At 31.1% G+C, this 14,779-nt stretch carries 14 protein-coding genes; 8 read left to right on the forward strand and 6 right to left on the reverse strand.

Annotated features, from left to right (window positions below; genetic code table 11):
* Positions 1-762, reverse strand: a complete 762-nt coding sequence (locus NsoK4_RS08680; RefSeq protein WP_211687143.1) for an ABC transporter permease — start codon at positions 760-762, stop codon at positions 1-3.
* Positions 762-1,685 carry an ABC transporter ATP-binding protein gene (locus NsoK4_RS08685; protein WP_211687144.1) on the reverse strand — a complete coding sequence of 308 codons (924 nt, stop codon included), beginning with the start codon at positions 1,683-1,685 and terminating at the stop codon, positions 762-764. The genes NsoK4_RS08680 and NsoK4_RS08685 overlap by 1 nt, the downstream gene beginning before the upstream one ends.
* A 142-nt stretch (positions 1,686-1,827) precedes the next feature.
* Between NsoK4_RS08685 and NsoK4_RS08690 the strand changes: the two genes are divergently transcribed.
* The gene (locus tag NsoK4_RS08690; RefSeq protein WP_211687145.1) at positions 1,828-3,225 is read left to right on the forward strand and encodes a single-stranded DNA-binding protein; all 1,398 of its coding nucleotides are present in this window, start codon (positions 1,828-1,830) and stop codon (positions 3,223-3,225) included.
* Here the strand turns inward: NsoK4_RS08690 and NsoK4_RS08695 are convergent.
* Together NsoK4_RS08695 and NsoK4_RS08700 are read right to left on the reverse strand one after the other, a co-directional pair.
* A complete protein-coding gene (locus tag NsoK4_RS08695; RefSeq protein WP_211687146.1) occupies positions 3,222-5,972 on the reverse strand; it encodes a DEAD/DEAH box helicase in 2,751 nt (916 codons plus the stop codon). The two genes, NsoK4_RS08690 and NsoK4_RS08695, sit on opposite strands and share 4 nt — an antisense overlap.
* A gap of 98 nt (positions 5,973-6,070) precedes the next feature.
* Positions 6,071-6,730: an ATPase domain-containing protein gene (locus NsoK4_RS08700; protein ID WP_211687147.1), complete on the reverse strand. Its 660-nt coding sequence runs from the start codon at positions 6,728-6,730 to the stop codon at positions 6,071-6,073.
* A gap of 109 nt (positions 6,731-6,839) precedes the next feature.
* On the opposite strand from NsoK4_RS08700, the gene NsoK4_RS08705 reads away from it, so the two are divergent.
* Entirely contained in the window at positions 6,840-7,082 is a 243-nt protein-coding gene (locus NsoK4_RS08705) for a U6 snRNA-associated Sm-like protein LSm6 (RefSeq protein ID WP_211687148.1), read from the forward strand.
* 15 nt (positions 7,083-7,097) lie between these two features.
* Positions 7,098-8,264, forward strand: coding sequence for a methionine adenosyltransferase (gene metK / locus NsoK4_RS08710; RefSeq protein WP_211687149.1), 1,167 nt, complete (start codon positions 7,098-7,100; stop codon positions 8,262-8,264).
* Here the strand turns inward: metK and NsoK4_RS08715 are convergent.
* A complete protein-coding gene (locus NsoK4_RS08715) occupies positions 8,241-9,110 on the reverse strand; it encodes an NAD(P)H-binding protein (protein WP_211689031.1) in 870 nt (289 codons plus the stop codon). The two genes, metK and NsoK4_RS08715, sit on opposite strands and share 24 nt — an antisense overlap.
* Before the next feature lie 105 nt (positions 9,111-9,215).
* On the opposite strand from NsoK4_RS08715, the gene NsoK4_RS08720 reads away from it, so the two are divergent.
* Genes NsoK4_RS08720 through NsoK4_RS08735 form a run of 4 tightly spaced genes read left to right on the forward strand, consistent with a single transcriptional unit; the run spans position 9,216 to position 12,771 of the window.
* Complete coding sequence (locus NsoK4_RS08720) at positions 9,216-10,304, forward strand: cobalt-precorrin-5B (C(1))-methyltransferase (protein WP_211687150.1); 1,089 nt, start codon at positions 9,216-9,218, stop codon at positions 10,302-10,304.
* Between the two features lie 34 nt (positions 10,305-10,338).
* Entirely contained in the window at positions 10,339-11,391 is a 1,053-nt protein-coding gene (locus NsoK4_RS08725) for a cobalt-precorrin 5A hydrolase (RefSeq protein WP_211687151.1), read from the forward strand.
* Positions 11,388-12,140 carry a sirohydrochlorin chelatase gene (locus NsoK4_RS08730; protein WP_211687152.1) on the forward strand — a complete coding sequence of 251 codons (753 nt, stop codon included), beginning with the start codon at positions 11,388-11,390 and terminating at the stop codon, positions 12,138-12,140. The genes NsoK4_RS08725 and NsoK4_RS08730 overlap by 4 nt, the downstream gene beginning before the upstream one ends.
* Positions 12,130-12,771 (forward strand): precorrin-8X methylmutase, encoded by a 642-nt coding sequence (locus tag NsoK4_RS08735; protein WP_211687153.1) that lies wholly within the window; start codon positions 12,130-12,132, stop codon positions 12,769-12,771. Before NsoK4_RS08730 ends, NsoK4_RS08735 begins: the two co-directional genes overlap by 11 nt.
* Here NsoK4_RS08735 and NsoK4_RS08740 read toward each other — a convergent pair.
* Positions 12,760-14,115, reverse strand: a complete 1,356-nt coding sequence (locus NsoK4_RS08740) for a cobyrinate a,c-diamide synthase (protein ID WP_211687154.1) — start codon at positions 14,113-14,115, stop codon at positions 12,760-12,762. The genes NsoK4_RS08735 and NsoK4_RS08740 overlap by 12 nt on opposite strands.
* Positions 14,116-14,205: 90 nt before the next feature.
* Here NsoK4_RS08740 and cobO point away from each other — a divergent pair, with 90 nt between their 5' ends.
* Positions 14,206-14,739 carry a cob(I)yrinic acid a,c-diamide adenosyltransferase gene (cobO, locus tag NsoK4_RS08745; protein WP_211687155.1) on the forward strand — a complete coding sequence of 178 codons (534 nt, stop codon included), beginning with the start codon at positions 14,206-14,208 and terminating at the stop codon, positions 14,737-14,739.
* The last annotated feature ends 40 nt before the right edge of the window (positions 14,740-14,779 follow it).

Consider the following 14,779-nt stretch of genomic DNA (forward strand, 5'->3'; position numbering starts at 1 on the left):
TTAAAAATCCAATCTAGTAAGTAATTTTGTTGCAATAATAAAAAGAGATGAGGCAATCAATACTAAGACCAGCATCTCAAAAATTACAAATTCTGTCATGCTTCCAAAAATTCCTGCACGTATCACATCAACAAGATATGTTAAGGGATTAAGATAGAATGCAGTTCTCAAAGGTTCAGGTGCACCTTCCGCGGGATAAAATGCGGTACTTACAAAAGCAAAGAATAGGAAAACGGTGTTAATTATTACATTAAATCCTTCACTAGATCTTAATCTAGTTGAAATTATAGATGCAATAGAGCCAAATAATACAGAGCCTGTAATTGCAGCAAAAACAATCATTGGAATAGTTATCAATGAAAATTCAATCGACTCAAAAAATACAGGATAACCAACTAATGCAATTAATGAAGCACTTACTAAACCCACAATCCCTATCGTAACAATATTACTTAGAATGTAATTTGTACGAGTAAAAGGACCAGACATAATTTGTTCAAACATCCCATGTCTTCTATCATTCCAGATAATGATTCCTGAAACCAGAGTGCTATTCATTATGTTAAATCCTATCATTCCTGATGCAAGAAATGCTGGATAATCAAGTTCTTTTCTTCCAAAAGGCACTTCTTGAATAAGAGATGTATATGCAAATCCAGCAACAAAAATATAGATTAGAGGAAAAATTACTTGCCAAATTAAAAATCCAGGGTTTATTGAAATTGTTAAATTTCGATTAACTAATCTAAAAATTGGATGCATTATCCTTTCACCATTTTTAGAAAGATCTCTTCTAAATTTGTAGGGATCGCAGAGAGATCTTCAATTTCAATTTCATTTTCATTGAGAATTTTTAAAATTTGCTGTAAAACTAGTTCAGATTTTTCTGAATGAATTGTTATATTTGTTCCAGCATTAAAATCAATTTTGTAATCAGATATATCGGATAATAAGGATTTAACAAGTGGATTTTTTTCTAACAAATGAATTTTAATTGTTTTTTCTTTCCCAAATCTATTTTTTAAGGCATCTGGAGAATCTACAGTTAAAATTTTTCCTTCATTAATTATTGCAATTTCGTCACAAAGATATTCAGCTTCAGTAAGAATATGAGTTGTATAAAAAATTGTCAAACCTGTTTTAACTTTAGTTTTTAAAAAATCTAATAACTTTCTTCTTGCACTAGGATCTAAACCTACAGTAGGTTCATCTAAAAACAATAACTCCATATCATGCATGAATTCCCTTGCAACTTGAACACGTCTTCTTTGTCCAATAGAAAGATCTTCATTTCTTTTTTTTCTTATATCAATTAAATCAAAGTCTTTTAGAAGAGATTTCACTCTTTGTTTACGCTCTTTTTTCGGTACATTCCACATCATACCGTATTTGTCAAGAGATTTCTCTACTGACAGAGTAGGTTCGTAGCTAGGTTGTTGCAACACAACGCCAATTTTATTCCTAATTTCAAGAGGGTTTTTTGTGGCATCTATTCCAAGAATTGTTAGTGAACCGCTTGAGGGGGGAATTAGAGTAGTTAGTAATTTGATAGTCGTTGATTTTCCAGCACCGTTAGGGCCTAAAAATCCAAAAACTTGACCAGATTTTACGGATAATACAATGTCATCTACTGCTTTGATAGAGCCATATGATTTTGATAAATGACTTACTTCAATACAAGACACAAAGGAAATCCGATCTACTTACTAATTTAGTTAATGAGTAAATGACTAGTTTTTGCATTAGTTTAAAGTCAAAATGCGATCAAAAATTTTGAAAAATTCATAATGAAATTTTTATTAATACATCTTCTTTACACAAGATGAATTGTCTGAATTTGATAATCTTATTGAAAAATTACTTGAATTAAAACCAGAATTGACTAGAGAAGAAATTGATGAGCAAATAAAGCAAAAAAAAGAAAAAATCGGAGCAGGATATCTAACAGATCAAGGAGCATTGTTTCTTATTGCATCAGATTTAGGAGTATCATTATCTGAACCACTAAAAGTGGAGATGGGACTAAAGGATCTTTATGCAGGTGCAAAAGAGATTTCGCTTGAAACTAGAGTCCTGAATGTTTCTCCTGCAAAACAATATTCAAGAAAAGATGGTTCTCCATTCTATCTAAGAACAATGACAGTTTATGATACAAATTCAACAGCAAGTGTTAAACTATGGGACGATAAAGCTAATCTTCCTGGAATTGAAAATCTGAAACCTGGTGATCTGATAAAAATTATCAAAGCATATGTAAAATCAGATCTTAATGGCGCACCAACAATTAACATTGGTTCCGGTTCAAATATAGAATCAATTGACAACAACAGTGAAATCCCAAGTATTGAAAATATTACAAAAGATGTAAGTGAGCTAAAAGAAGGAGAAAAAGATTTGGTCACGTCTGGAACATTAGATGGATTAATTTCTAGTATGGAATTTACAAATTCAAGAGGCAATCCTGGAAAAGCTCTCAGAATGAGGCTAAAAGGCAAGGATGGAAGTTCTATGAGAGTGGTGTTATGGGGAAAAGATGAGTCTGATATTCCGAATATGATATCACAAGGAGCTAAAGTCAGGCTGTTAGGAGTCAAGATAAGATCTGGAAATCAGGGATTAGAGATTCATGGTAGTGATTCAACACTAATTGAAATTGAAGGTGGAAAAGAAGCTGAGCCTGTTATAGCTAGAGTCTTATCAATCTCACAATCAGAAAATGGAAAAAATATGATATTGGCTGTTGATAAAAATAAAAACACCTACAACATTAGTGATTATTCAAATTCTACAACCATATGTAGTGAAGGAGATGTAATAGAATGTATGCCATCAAAAGTTTATGGAAATTCAATCACATTAGATGAAAATTCATTTGTTAGAAAACTAGAAAATGATGAATCTATTCCATCATTATCACAGTTAAGAACAAAGATTAGCGATGTTAAAGTTGATGGAAACTATTGTGTTGAAGCAATAATTTTGAAAGTTCCAGAAAGAAGAGAAGTACAAACAAAATCAGGAGAATCAATTTCACTTTCTGAAATGTTTGTAGAAGACGACACAGGGCAAATATGGATAAAGGGTTGGAGAAATCAAGCTAGATTAATTGACAAATGTGAATTAGGTGAAATAATTTCTGTCACAGGACTAAATGCAAAAGCAGGATTGGAAGGTAGGATAGAATTATTTTTGACCCCGTTTTCTAAAATAACCAAGAAAAACTAAGAATCCCAAAATCCCCTTGTTACTACATATTGCCTTTCAGCTTCATAAATTTGCTTTAAGAGATGTTCTTCATCAACCATATTTCGTAAAATCCTTGCTGCCGTATCTGCACCAACACCATATCCTGAAATTACAGTAATGGCTGTCTTTCCAAAATTTTCTATCAATGATGAAACTTTCCATGCTCTATCAAACTTGTGTTTTTCTTCAGAAGTTAATTTTTTACCATCATGTTTTTTTCGAATAATCTTTGGAAGATCATAATCAGAGTAGAATGTTGCAGTAATTTGTCGTCCCTTACAGTAGGGACAAATCAAGATATTCTTAACTTCATTTGTTTCAATTACTCTTTCCCATTTTCCACATCTTGCACAAATTAGGCGATGTTTTGTTTTTGCAAGTCGTGTTTTTACAAGATCAAGTATGCCTTTGTCAAGATTTGCAGGGGAAGAGTAATATTTTGTAGTATGATCCAAAATTGGTTCTGCAAGTTTCGAAAATTTATCTACTTCAATCCATTTGACTGAAATTTCATCCTCTCTTATTTTTTTGAGGATTTTTTCTGTACTTGAAAGATCATACTTATCATGGAATAATTCACGTAATGCTTCTTTAACAAGAGATGTTTTTGAATATCTTTCATACAAAAATCGTGCTGATTTTTTCTCATATATTGCGCCTCTGCCAACAACACCAAATTTTTTTGCAACACACCATGTCCGCCAATTAACATTATGGGTTCCAGAAAGAGATGCAGTAACAATTGAATAAAGATCATAATCATCTTTTAGAACTTCTAAAAAGAGTTTTTCAGATATTCTAGATCGTGATGATAAAACTATTCTATACCCATCACTTCTTGAATCCACAATAGAACCTAACAAAGATGACAGCATTGAAGATAGTAATGTAGATAATGTTGAATTAATTTTTGTTCCAAAGCATGAATGAATTACAATAGAACCTTGAGTTTTACTTGATTCAATTACAATAGAATTTTCATTAGATATTTCAAAATTAAGATTTTCAATAGTTTTATTGATCAAATTCAAATAACCTTTTCTGACTTTAGTACGAAATAGGCCAACTTTTTTTGCAGTGTTGTAATCAATAGGTATGTTCTCTCCTTCCCAATAGGGAACTGTTATTCCTCCACCCCTAAATGGTTCTACATTTACTGATAGAGATTTTTCATCAATGTTTAGAATTCTCCATTGAGTGCCCTTTAGGACAAAAATATTTCCTGAATCACCAAAATCTCCTACAAATCTTTGATCCAAAGTACCGATAATTTTTTTTCCAACACTGTCAAATACCTTGAATTTTAGAATATCGGGGATTGTGGAGAGATTTTCAAAATAATATTTGAATGAACGTCCTTTTTTCCAAAATGTCATTTTAGTTCTGTCAAAAAAAATTAAATAATTTGAATCAAGTAGATCCAAGACTCCAATAAGATCTTCAAGTTTCAAATTTCTGAAAGGATATGCGTTTCTGATAGTTGTTAATGCAAAATCTACAGGAATTTCTCCTATTTGCATGGTTAATCCAACCAGATGATGAGCCAAAACATCTAATGAACCATCGTGTATTTTTTGTTCTTCAATTGAACCTTCCTTAATCCTATCAAGTATTGCTCTTGCTTCAAATTCATCATCTGCATTATTTGTGATGATTAGGCCTCTTGCCGAAGCATCTCTATTATGTCTGCTTCTTCCTATTCTTTGAACTAGTTTTGACACTTGACGTGGTGAACCGTAATGAATTACCAAATCAACTGAACCTATATCCAAACCTAATTCTAATGAAGATGTACATACAACTATTCCACGTTTTCCTTCTCTAAGAGTGAGTTCAGTGTCTTCTCTAACTTCTTTTGATAAAGAACCATGATGAAGCTCAATTTTTTCAGAGGATTTTTCTTTGAGAATTGATGCTAAAAATTCTGCTTCACCTCTAGTATTTGTAAATAATAGAATAGGAGAGTCAAGATCTTGTTTTTTCACATATTCCAGAATTTTATCTGCAACATCAGAGATAGTTCCATCAACATACTGTACCTCAACATCATATTTTCTTACAGAAGTATCTCTAATAATTTGACATTTTCTTTTTGAGCCTACTACAAACTTTCCAGCTTCTTCAAAATTTCCTACTGTAGCTGATAATCCAATTTTTGTAAGGGGAAATTTGGATATTAGTTGTAATCTTTCAATGCTAAGTGACAATTGTGCACCTCGTTCACTTGCCAATAATTCATGGACTTCATCGATTACTATCCACTCTAATTCAGACAATGCATCAAGCATTTTTTGTTGTGTAAGTAGTATAACTAAGGTTTCAGGAGTTGTGATAAGTACATCAGGTGGATTTTCAGTGATTTTTTTTCTTGCAGATTGAGTAGTATCGCCATGCCTAATTTCGATTGATAGTTCATTTTCATGAGCATACTTTGTTATTCGTCGAAAAACATCTCGGTTTAATGCTCTAAGAGGAGTAATGTAAAGTGCTTTAATTTTTCCAACATTTCTTGAATTTTTAATTAAAGAGAAAATTGGAATTACGGAGCACTCAGTTTTTCCTGAACCAGTTGGCGCTATTATCAAACAATCTTTTTTTTGTAAAACAATTGGTGATGCTTTTTTTTGAATTTCAGTTAAATTTGTAAACCCAAAATTTTCAAACAAAGAGAAAATTTTTGAATCAGGAATTTGATTCTTCTGTTGAGTTTGATCTTGTTTTTTCATAAACTATTACTCCAACTAATCCTAATGCAAATAATACAACTGTAATAACTGGAATTGAATCAAATATTCCTGCCACTACTTGACTTGTTACATCGATGTTAAATATCTTCAGTATTGCTTGTCAATCCTGATTTTGTGATAATGTAAGAAAAAATATTCTTATTGGATAACCAGTTAATTTGACCTTTGAATTTTGTGGAATTTTTTGATAATTTTATTTTGATATGAGTGAAAAGATCAATAGCAGATTTCATATTTTCAATTTCTTTTCCATCTACATTCCTAACCATATTTGATACAACAATGGGTATTTTTTTTTCAATTGAGATTAAAGAAAGATCATGCAGGAATTTCATGAAAATAGTATTTTTTTGAAAAATCAAATCTTCACTTGGATATTCATATGAAAATAAATCAGAGATATTATCAATTACAACAAGAGAGGAATTTTCTGATGAGATGGTTTCCAATGATTTTATTTGTTCTGAAGTATTTGTAATTCGTAGTACAGTAATTTTTTCAAGATAATTCAAATTGGAGAATTGTTCTGATTGCATATCAATAATTCTTTCAGGCCTAAATCCACCTGTGGTATCTAAAAAAAGTACAGTTCCACCGTTTTTAATTGAATTGATACAGATTTGTAATAAAAGTTGGGTCTTTCCAGTTCCATTTGCACCGTAAATATCAGTAATAATACCCTCATGAATTCCTCCTAAGAGAAATTCATCTAATTTTTCTAATCCAGTTGAGATCATTTGATTAATTATCAGAAATTGATGAAAAAATTTAAGGAATTTCATTATTTACAAAAGAGGTAAGGCTTTTATTCTGGAGAACAAGGTAAGCAAAACAAGTGAATAATTAGTGTCGCAAACAAGTGCAAAAAGACCATTAACAACTCTTCAGAAAAGTACTAAGAAAAAAGTCACAGTTAGGCTGAAAAATGAAGTAGAGTACAAAGGAAAAATGGACAATGTTGATTCCTACATGAATTTAATCATGACAGATGCTGAGGAGCTTCATGAGGGAAAAGTAATTGCAAATTATGGTAGAGTAATAGTTAGGGGCAATAACGTATTATTTATCAAACTAGAAAACGAACTCTAGTAATTAGTGGTTCTTATGACTAACAATTTTCTATTTACATCTGAATCAGTAACAGAAGGTCATCCAGACAAGATTTGTGATCAAATTTCTGATGCATTCTTAGATGAATTTTTGAAACAAGACCCAGACTCAAGGGTTGCAGTTGAAACATTAGTTACAACTGATTTTGTTGCAGTTGCAGGAGAAGTTACATCAAATGCAAGTTTTGACAAAAAGGCTCAGGAAGAACTTGTTAGAAAAACTATTCGCGATATTGGTTATGACAATAAAGATTTGATGTTTGATACTGATTCTTGTGAGATTATATTGCGTCTTCATGCTCAGAGTCCAGACATTAGTCAAGGAGTTACTGCCACTGAAAATCATGAGCAAGGAGCAGGCGATCAAGGATTAATGTTTGGATATGCATCAAATGAAACTGAAGAGCTTATGCCAATGCCAATTCTCCTATCACAGAAATTAGCCCAAAAGCTTTCCGAAGTAAGAAAGAATAAGACTCTTTCATGGGCCAGACCAGATGGAAAAACTCAGGTATCAGTTAGATATGTAGATAATAAACCAACAAAAATTGAAACAGTGGTTGTTTCAACACAACATGCGCCTGAAATCTCACAAGAAGAGATTTCAAAAGAGATTATTGATAAAGTGATCAAACCAGTCTTGGGAAACTTATGGAGTGATGAAATTACAATTCACATTAATCCTACCGGTAAATTTGTCATTGGTGGTCCACATGGTGATGCTGGATTAACAGGAAGAAAGATCATTGTAGATACGTATGGTGGATTTGGAAGACATGGTGGTGGCGCATTTTCTGGAAAAGATCCTTCAAAAGTAGATAGATCAGCATGTTACATGTGTAGATATATTGCAAAAAATTTAGTTGCTGCAGGTTTAGCAGAAAGATGTGAAGTTCAATTAGCATATGCAATCGGAGTAGCAGAACCAGTATCACTTTATGTAAACACATTTGGAACAAACAAGATTCCTGAAGGGAAAATTGAGGAATTAGTTAGGAAGAATTTTGATATGAAACCATCGGGAATAATTTCAGAATTAAATCTAAAAAGACCAATATACAAGAAGACCGCAGCATATGGTCATTTTGGAAGAAATGAGCCAGAATTTACTTGGGAAAAAACTAGTAAGGCTGAAAAATTAAAGCAAGATGCCGGACTTTAAAACTTCATGTATAGATTGAAATTTCATTTTAGAGAGTTTTTCTAGTTTGTTATAATTTCCTTTAAAGTTTCCAACTAGAAGATTTAGATCATCAACTCCAAATTTACTTTTGGGATTCGATATTGCATTATAGTATGCAGATTCAAGACTGATTTTTTTTATTTTTGTTCCAGAATTATGTGAAAAATCAGTCACATATTTTTCATATGTAATTGAATTAGGTCCAACTAGATCTAAGATTTGATTTTTGAATTGTTTTTCTAAAACAGATTTTAAAATAATTTTTGAAACATCGTTTATGAATATAGGTTGAATTGAATATTTTCCTGAACCTGGAATTTCAATTGTTCCTTTTTTGATTTGTGATTTTAGATATTTTGTAAAAAGGTCGTTTTTTCCAACAATGTAAGAGGGTCTAAAAATGGTATAATCTAATTCAGAGTGAATAATTTCTTGCTCAGCTTTGTATTTTGATATAAAATATCCTAATGTAGTGTTTTTTGATACTCCTAACCCGCTGTTAAAGACAATTTTTTTTATTCTTGCCTTTTTACAAATATTAATGATTTTTTTTGTAAATTCATGGTTGATTAAAGAGTAATCATTTTCAACTGTTTGTTTTCCAATTCCAACAAGATGAATTAATGCAGAAGCATTTTTAATTTTTGGTAAAATTATTTTTTCATCATAATTTTTTGTAATTATTTTTGTTTCATTTTTTAATTTTTTAAAATTGTTTCTAGATATTGACACAACATCAATATTATTTTTAGCTAAGAATTTTCGCAAATTTTTACCTACAAATCCACTTGCACCTGTTACAACAATTTTGAGATTTCTAGTCAAATTGCTTTTTATAACTTTCATTCAAATATAATCTAATTTGATTATTTGAAACAAGTTAAAACTAATCAAACAAGAATTAATACATCAAAATAATCATGATTAAGTGTGGATGAGATAAAAAAAGAGAAATTGAAAACGGGATATACCACAGGTACTTGTGCAACAGCTGCAGCAAAGGCAGGAATATTAGCAATAATCTCTCAAAAAGACATAGACAAAGTTGATGTCAAATTACCTAAAGGAAATTTTATAAAAATTCCAATAAACTCTTGTGAATTTGAACAAACTAAGGCTATCTGTTCAGTAATAAAAAATGGAGGAGATGATCCAGATGTAACTCACGGTGCCGAAATAATTGTAGAAGTGTCATTTACTGATAAAATTAATGAAATAGAAATTGATGGCGGGAAAGGAGTGGGAATTGTTACAAAGCCGGGATTAGGATTAGAAATCAACAAACCTGCAATCAATCCAGTTCCAAAAAAAATGATTAATGAAAATCTAAGGGAAGTATCTCAAGAAATTCTTTCTGAAAAAGGAATTAGAGTAATAATTTCTGTTCCAAAAGGAAAAGAGTTAGGACCTAAAACAGACAATCCAAGGATTGGTATTCTAAACGGAATTTCAATTTTAGGTACAAGTGGAATTGTAATTCCATTTTCAACAGCATCGTATGCAGCATCAATTAGACAAAATCTTGATGTTGCAATTGCAATGGGAAATGACACAGTTGTTCTAACTACCGGAGGAAGAAGTGAAGATTTTGCTAAGAATATTGTCGATTTACCTGATCATTGTTTTATACAAATGGGAGATTTTTCAGGATATACACTTCAACAATGTGCAAAAAAATCAATTAAAAAAGCATATGTTGTTGGATTTATTGGGAAATTGGCAAAAATGGCAGCTGGTGTAAAACAGACACATGTTAAAGGTTCTAAAGTAGATATGAATTTCTTGGCCGATATTGCAAGAAAATGTAATGCAAGTCTGGATATAACTGAAAAAATCAAAAACGCCAATACAGCTAGACATGTTTCTGAGATAATTAAAGAAGGGAAGATATCAGGTTTTTTTGAAGAAATATGCAATGAAACTCATAAACATATGAAAAAACACTCTGAAGGTAAAGTGCCATTGGATGTAATTTTGTTTGATTTTGATGGTGATATTCTTGCAAGAAAATCAGAGTAGTAAGGTATTTTATTAAATTAAAAAAATTTTGATTATGGAAAAAGTTTCTGTTTTAGCCATTACTAAAAACGGAGTGAATATAGGCATAAAATTAAGAGAATTTTTTCCGTCTTGGAAGGTTTTTGCTCCAAAAAAATTCGAAGATGAAAATAAGGAGATTGAGTGGTATTCAGAACCCACCACTGAAAAGATTGTTGAACTTTTTAAAAATAATGAAGGATTAGTTTGTTTATTTTCTTTAGGAGCTGTAATTAGATTAATTGCACCACATTTGAAAGATAAGAAAACAGATCCTGCAGTAATAGTAATTGATGACAAAATAAATTTTGTCATTAGTGTTTTATCAGGTCATATTGGTGGTGCAAATGAACTAACACAAGAAATTGCAAAAAAAATTAATGCAATTCCCGTAATTACAACAGCTGCAGATGTTAACAAAACTATTTCAGTTGATTTGGTAGGAAGAAAATTTGGTTGGAGAATTGAAGATGAATCTACTGTAACCAAAGTTAGTGCATGCATGGTAAATAATGAAAAAATTGCTGTTTTTCAAGATGTTGGGAATAAAAAATGGTATGAAGAACTACCAAAGAATATTAAATTATGTGAAAATTTTGATGAATTAAAAAATTCAAATTCTAAAGGATACTTGATAATCTCAGACAAAAAAATCGAAGGAGATTTTTTAAAAGATTCAGTGGTTTACCGTCCACCAAGTCTGTATGTTGGAATTGGATTGCATTGGGATACAACAAAAGAAACCATAAAGGAAGGAATTGACTTTTGTATGAAAAAATATAATCTGAGTCCAAAATCTATTGCAAAACTTGTTTCAATCAAAAAACCTGAAGATGTACAGGGTCTAATCGATATTGGAAAAGAAATGGAAATACCTGTAGAATATATCACAAGAGAAGAGTTATCTCAGATTTCCACTCCAAATCCTTCAGATACTGTAAAATCATTTGAAGGAACAGCAAGTGTTTCAGAGGCTGCGGCGATAAAGGCATCAAAGGGAAAATTAATTGTAGAAAAACAGAAATTCCCACCCAATTTGACTATTGCAATAGCGAGGAAAACAGATTGAAACGTGGATTATTATTAATTGATAGAGGAAGTAGAGAAAGAGAGGCAACTGAAGAACTGGAAAAAATTTGTAAGGAGATTAAAGCAAAAAAGGAATATGTTTTTACAGATTTTTGTTTTCTTGAAGTGGAACCACCGTATATTGAAGACGGTATTGAAAAATCTCTAAAACAAGATATTGATGTGTTGACAATTGTTCCATATTTTCTTTATCCAGGCAAAAAAGTAAAGATCGCAGTGACAGAAGTGATGAAATTCCAAAAGAATACCAATGTAAAATTTGTTGTTACAAAACCAATGAGTATGCATAAAACATTATGTGATTTGGTTAGAAATAGAATAACAAATACATTAAAAGAAAACAGTGTATCAACTGCTGAAAAAGATGTTGATGTGTTGATTATTGGGCATGGAAGTAAAGATCCTAATGCTCAAAGATCATTAGATTATGTTTTAGATGAATTAAAAGGGGATTATAGAAATATCAATAGATGTTGGTTAGAAATAGAGCAACCTGACATTTTTGATGGAATTAAAACTTGTGAAAAAAATAATCCAAAAGTTTTAGTTATTGTTTTTTATTTTTTGCATGAAGGAGCACATGTGAAAACTGACATCAACAATGATCTTTTACCAGCTCTTGAAAAATCAAAATTAGAAAATGTTTTCATAACAAAACATTTAGGAACAGATGAGAAAATGATTGATTTGATTATTGAGAGGGCTGAAGAGGTTGAAGATGCAAACTAGAAAGGGTCAATCAATAGAAGATGCAAGTATGCAGATGATCGAAGATGAAGTAGGGGAACATCAATATAATGAGAAAGAATGGCCAATTGTTAGAAGGATAATTCACTCAACAGCAGATTTTGATTTTATTGACAAAAACAAAGTGATTTTTAGTAAAGATGCAGTGGAAAGTGGAATTCAAGCACTCAAAAAAGGATGTAGTATAGTTGTAGATGTTAATGGGGTAATAGGTTTGCTCAATAAACAAAACCCAAGAGATTTTGAAAATAAAATTGTCTGTAAAATATCAGATCCAGATATAATGGAATTAGCAAAAAAAGAAAACAAGACTCGCTCTCAAGTATCTATGAGAGAGGCATTATCAGACATAAATGGAGGAATTGTTGCAATAGGAAATGCACCTACTGCTTTGCTTGAGGTAATTGAAATGGTTAAAGAGGGAATAGCAAAGCCAGCCTTAATTATCGGCATACCAGTTGGATTCATTTGTGCCTCAGAATCTAAAGAGGAGTTAAGCAAATTAGAAAATATATCATTTATCACAAATGTAGGTAGAAAAGGGGGAAGTTCATCAGCTGCTGCAATAATTAATGCATTATACAAGCTTGTAAGGGCAGAATTATCTTCTTGAGTATTTTATACAGTTTTTTACAAAAGTTTTAGCATAATCTGAACTATCAAAGTAAAGATGTCCATAAGATGCCAGTGTATTATATTCAATCAAGCCATCTTTGTGATTAGATATGCCATCTCCAATGTCTAGCACATATGCAAATTTTGAGTCATTTGAAACTGAAGATAATTCAGAAAAATGGAATTCATGTCCACGAAGTGTGTGAGTTTTGTCCGAAATAATATTTTTTGAAGTGATTCTGCCTTTAGTGTAATTCAATTTCATTTTTTTTGTCATTCTAGTTTCTGAATCAAATAATCCAACCATTTTGAATTTTTTGTCACCATAATCTATTGAATTTGTAAGATACATCAATCCCCCACATTCAGCATATAGAGGAATGCCATCTTCAGCTAATTTTTTTAAAGATGTTCTCATGGCAGAATTTTTTTCAAGCGAATTTCCCAAAATTTCTGGAAATCCACCTCCAATATAGATTCCATCGCATTGAGGAATTTTTTTATCTTTAATGGGACTAAAAAATTTTAGGTTTGCCCCATTACGTTTTAGAGCTTCAAGATTGTCTTGATAATAGAAATTAAAAGAGTTATCTCTTGCTACAGCTATTGTCACCTTAGGATTTTTCTTGGAAGTTTTTGAATTATTTTTTAAAGGAATTGGATTTTTCATTATTTGAATAATTTTTTCTATATCTAGTGATTTTGAAATAATATTGGAAGTTTTTTCTAGTTTTTTGTGTAGACTTTTTTGATTCATAGTGGATACTAAACCAAGATGTCTTGATTCTAAAACCAATTCTAGGTTTTTAGGGATCATTCCCACTATTGGAAGTTTTATTTTTTGAAGGGCCTGTCGGCATAATTTTTCGTGTTTTTGACTAGCAATTTTGTTTAGAATTATTCCTGAAATTCTTGAATTTTTATGGAATTTTTGAAATCCCAAAGCAGTGGCAGCCATTGATCTTGCAGTTTTACTAGCATCTAAAACCAAAATTACGGGAGACTTTGTTAGTTCAGATACATGGTGAGTACTTGCAAAATTTGAATGACCGTCAAAGCCATCATAGAAACCCATAACACCTTCAATAATTGAGACGTCAGATTTTGAATTTGAAATAAAACTTTGTAGTAATTTCTCTTTTCCCATAAGCCACACATCAAGATTAAATGATTCTTTTTTTGAAATACTGGCCAAGTATGATGGATCAATATAATCAGGGCCAACTTTGAACGGTTGAACTGAAAACCCTTTTTTCTTTAATGCATAAATAATTCCACAGGTGATCGAAGTTTTTCCGACTCCACTAGTTGCACCTGCTAAAACTAATCTTGGAATTTTCAATTCGCATTTTTAGAATTGTTTTTTATTTAAATTAATTCATCAGATTATTGTATACTGAATGTTTTTACTTGGATAATTTACAGTTGTTTTGTGGAAAAAGATGGTCTGGTTATAGTATATACTGGAAAAGGTAAGGGAAAAACCACTGCAGCGCTTGGAATTGTTTTAAGAGCCGTAGGATATGGAAAAAAAATTTGCATGATTCAGTTTATCAAGGGTTCTTGGCATTATGGTGAAATGTACTCATCTAAAAAGTTAGAACCTGAATTTGAAATGATTGCAGTAGGAAAAGGGTTTGTGGGAATTATTGATGATAAGAGCTCAAAAGATGATCATGAAAAAATTGCAAAAGAAGCAATTCGAATCAGTATGGAAAAAATACAGTCAGGAAAATACGATATTGTTATTTTAGATGAAATTAATTATGCAATAAATTTAGACTTGATAAATATTGAAGATGTTAAAAATTTGATAAAATCTAAACCAGAAAAATTGGATCTGGTTTTAACAGGCAATTATGCTAAAGAAGAAATTATTGATTTGGCTGATTTGGTAACTGAGATGAGAGAGATAAAACATCCATTTCAACAAGGAATTAAAGCTAGAAAAGGAATAGATTTCTAACCAGCAACATTAAATTACATAAGAAATGGTTTTAGAAGAA

It is taken from the genome of Nitrosopumilus sp. K4, from assembly GCF_018128925.1.
Lineage (GTDB): Archaea > Thermoproteota > Nitrososphaeria > Nitrososphaerales > Nitrosopumilaceae > HKST03.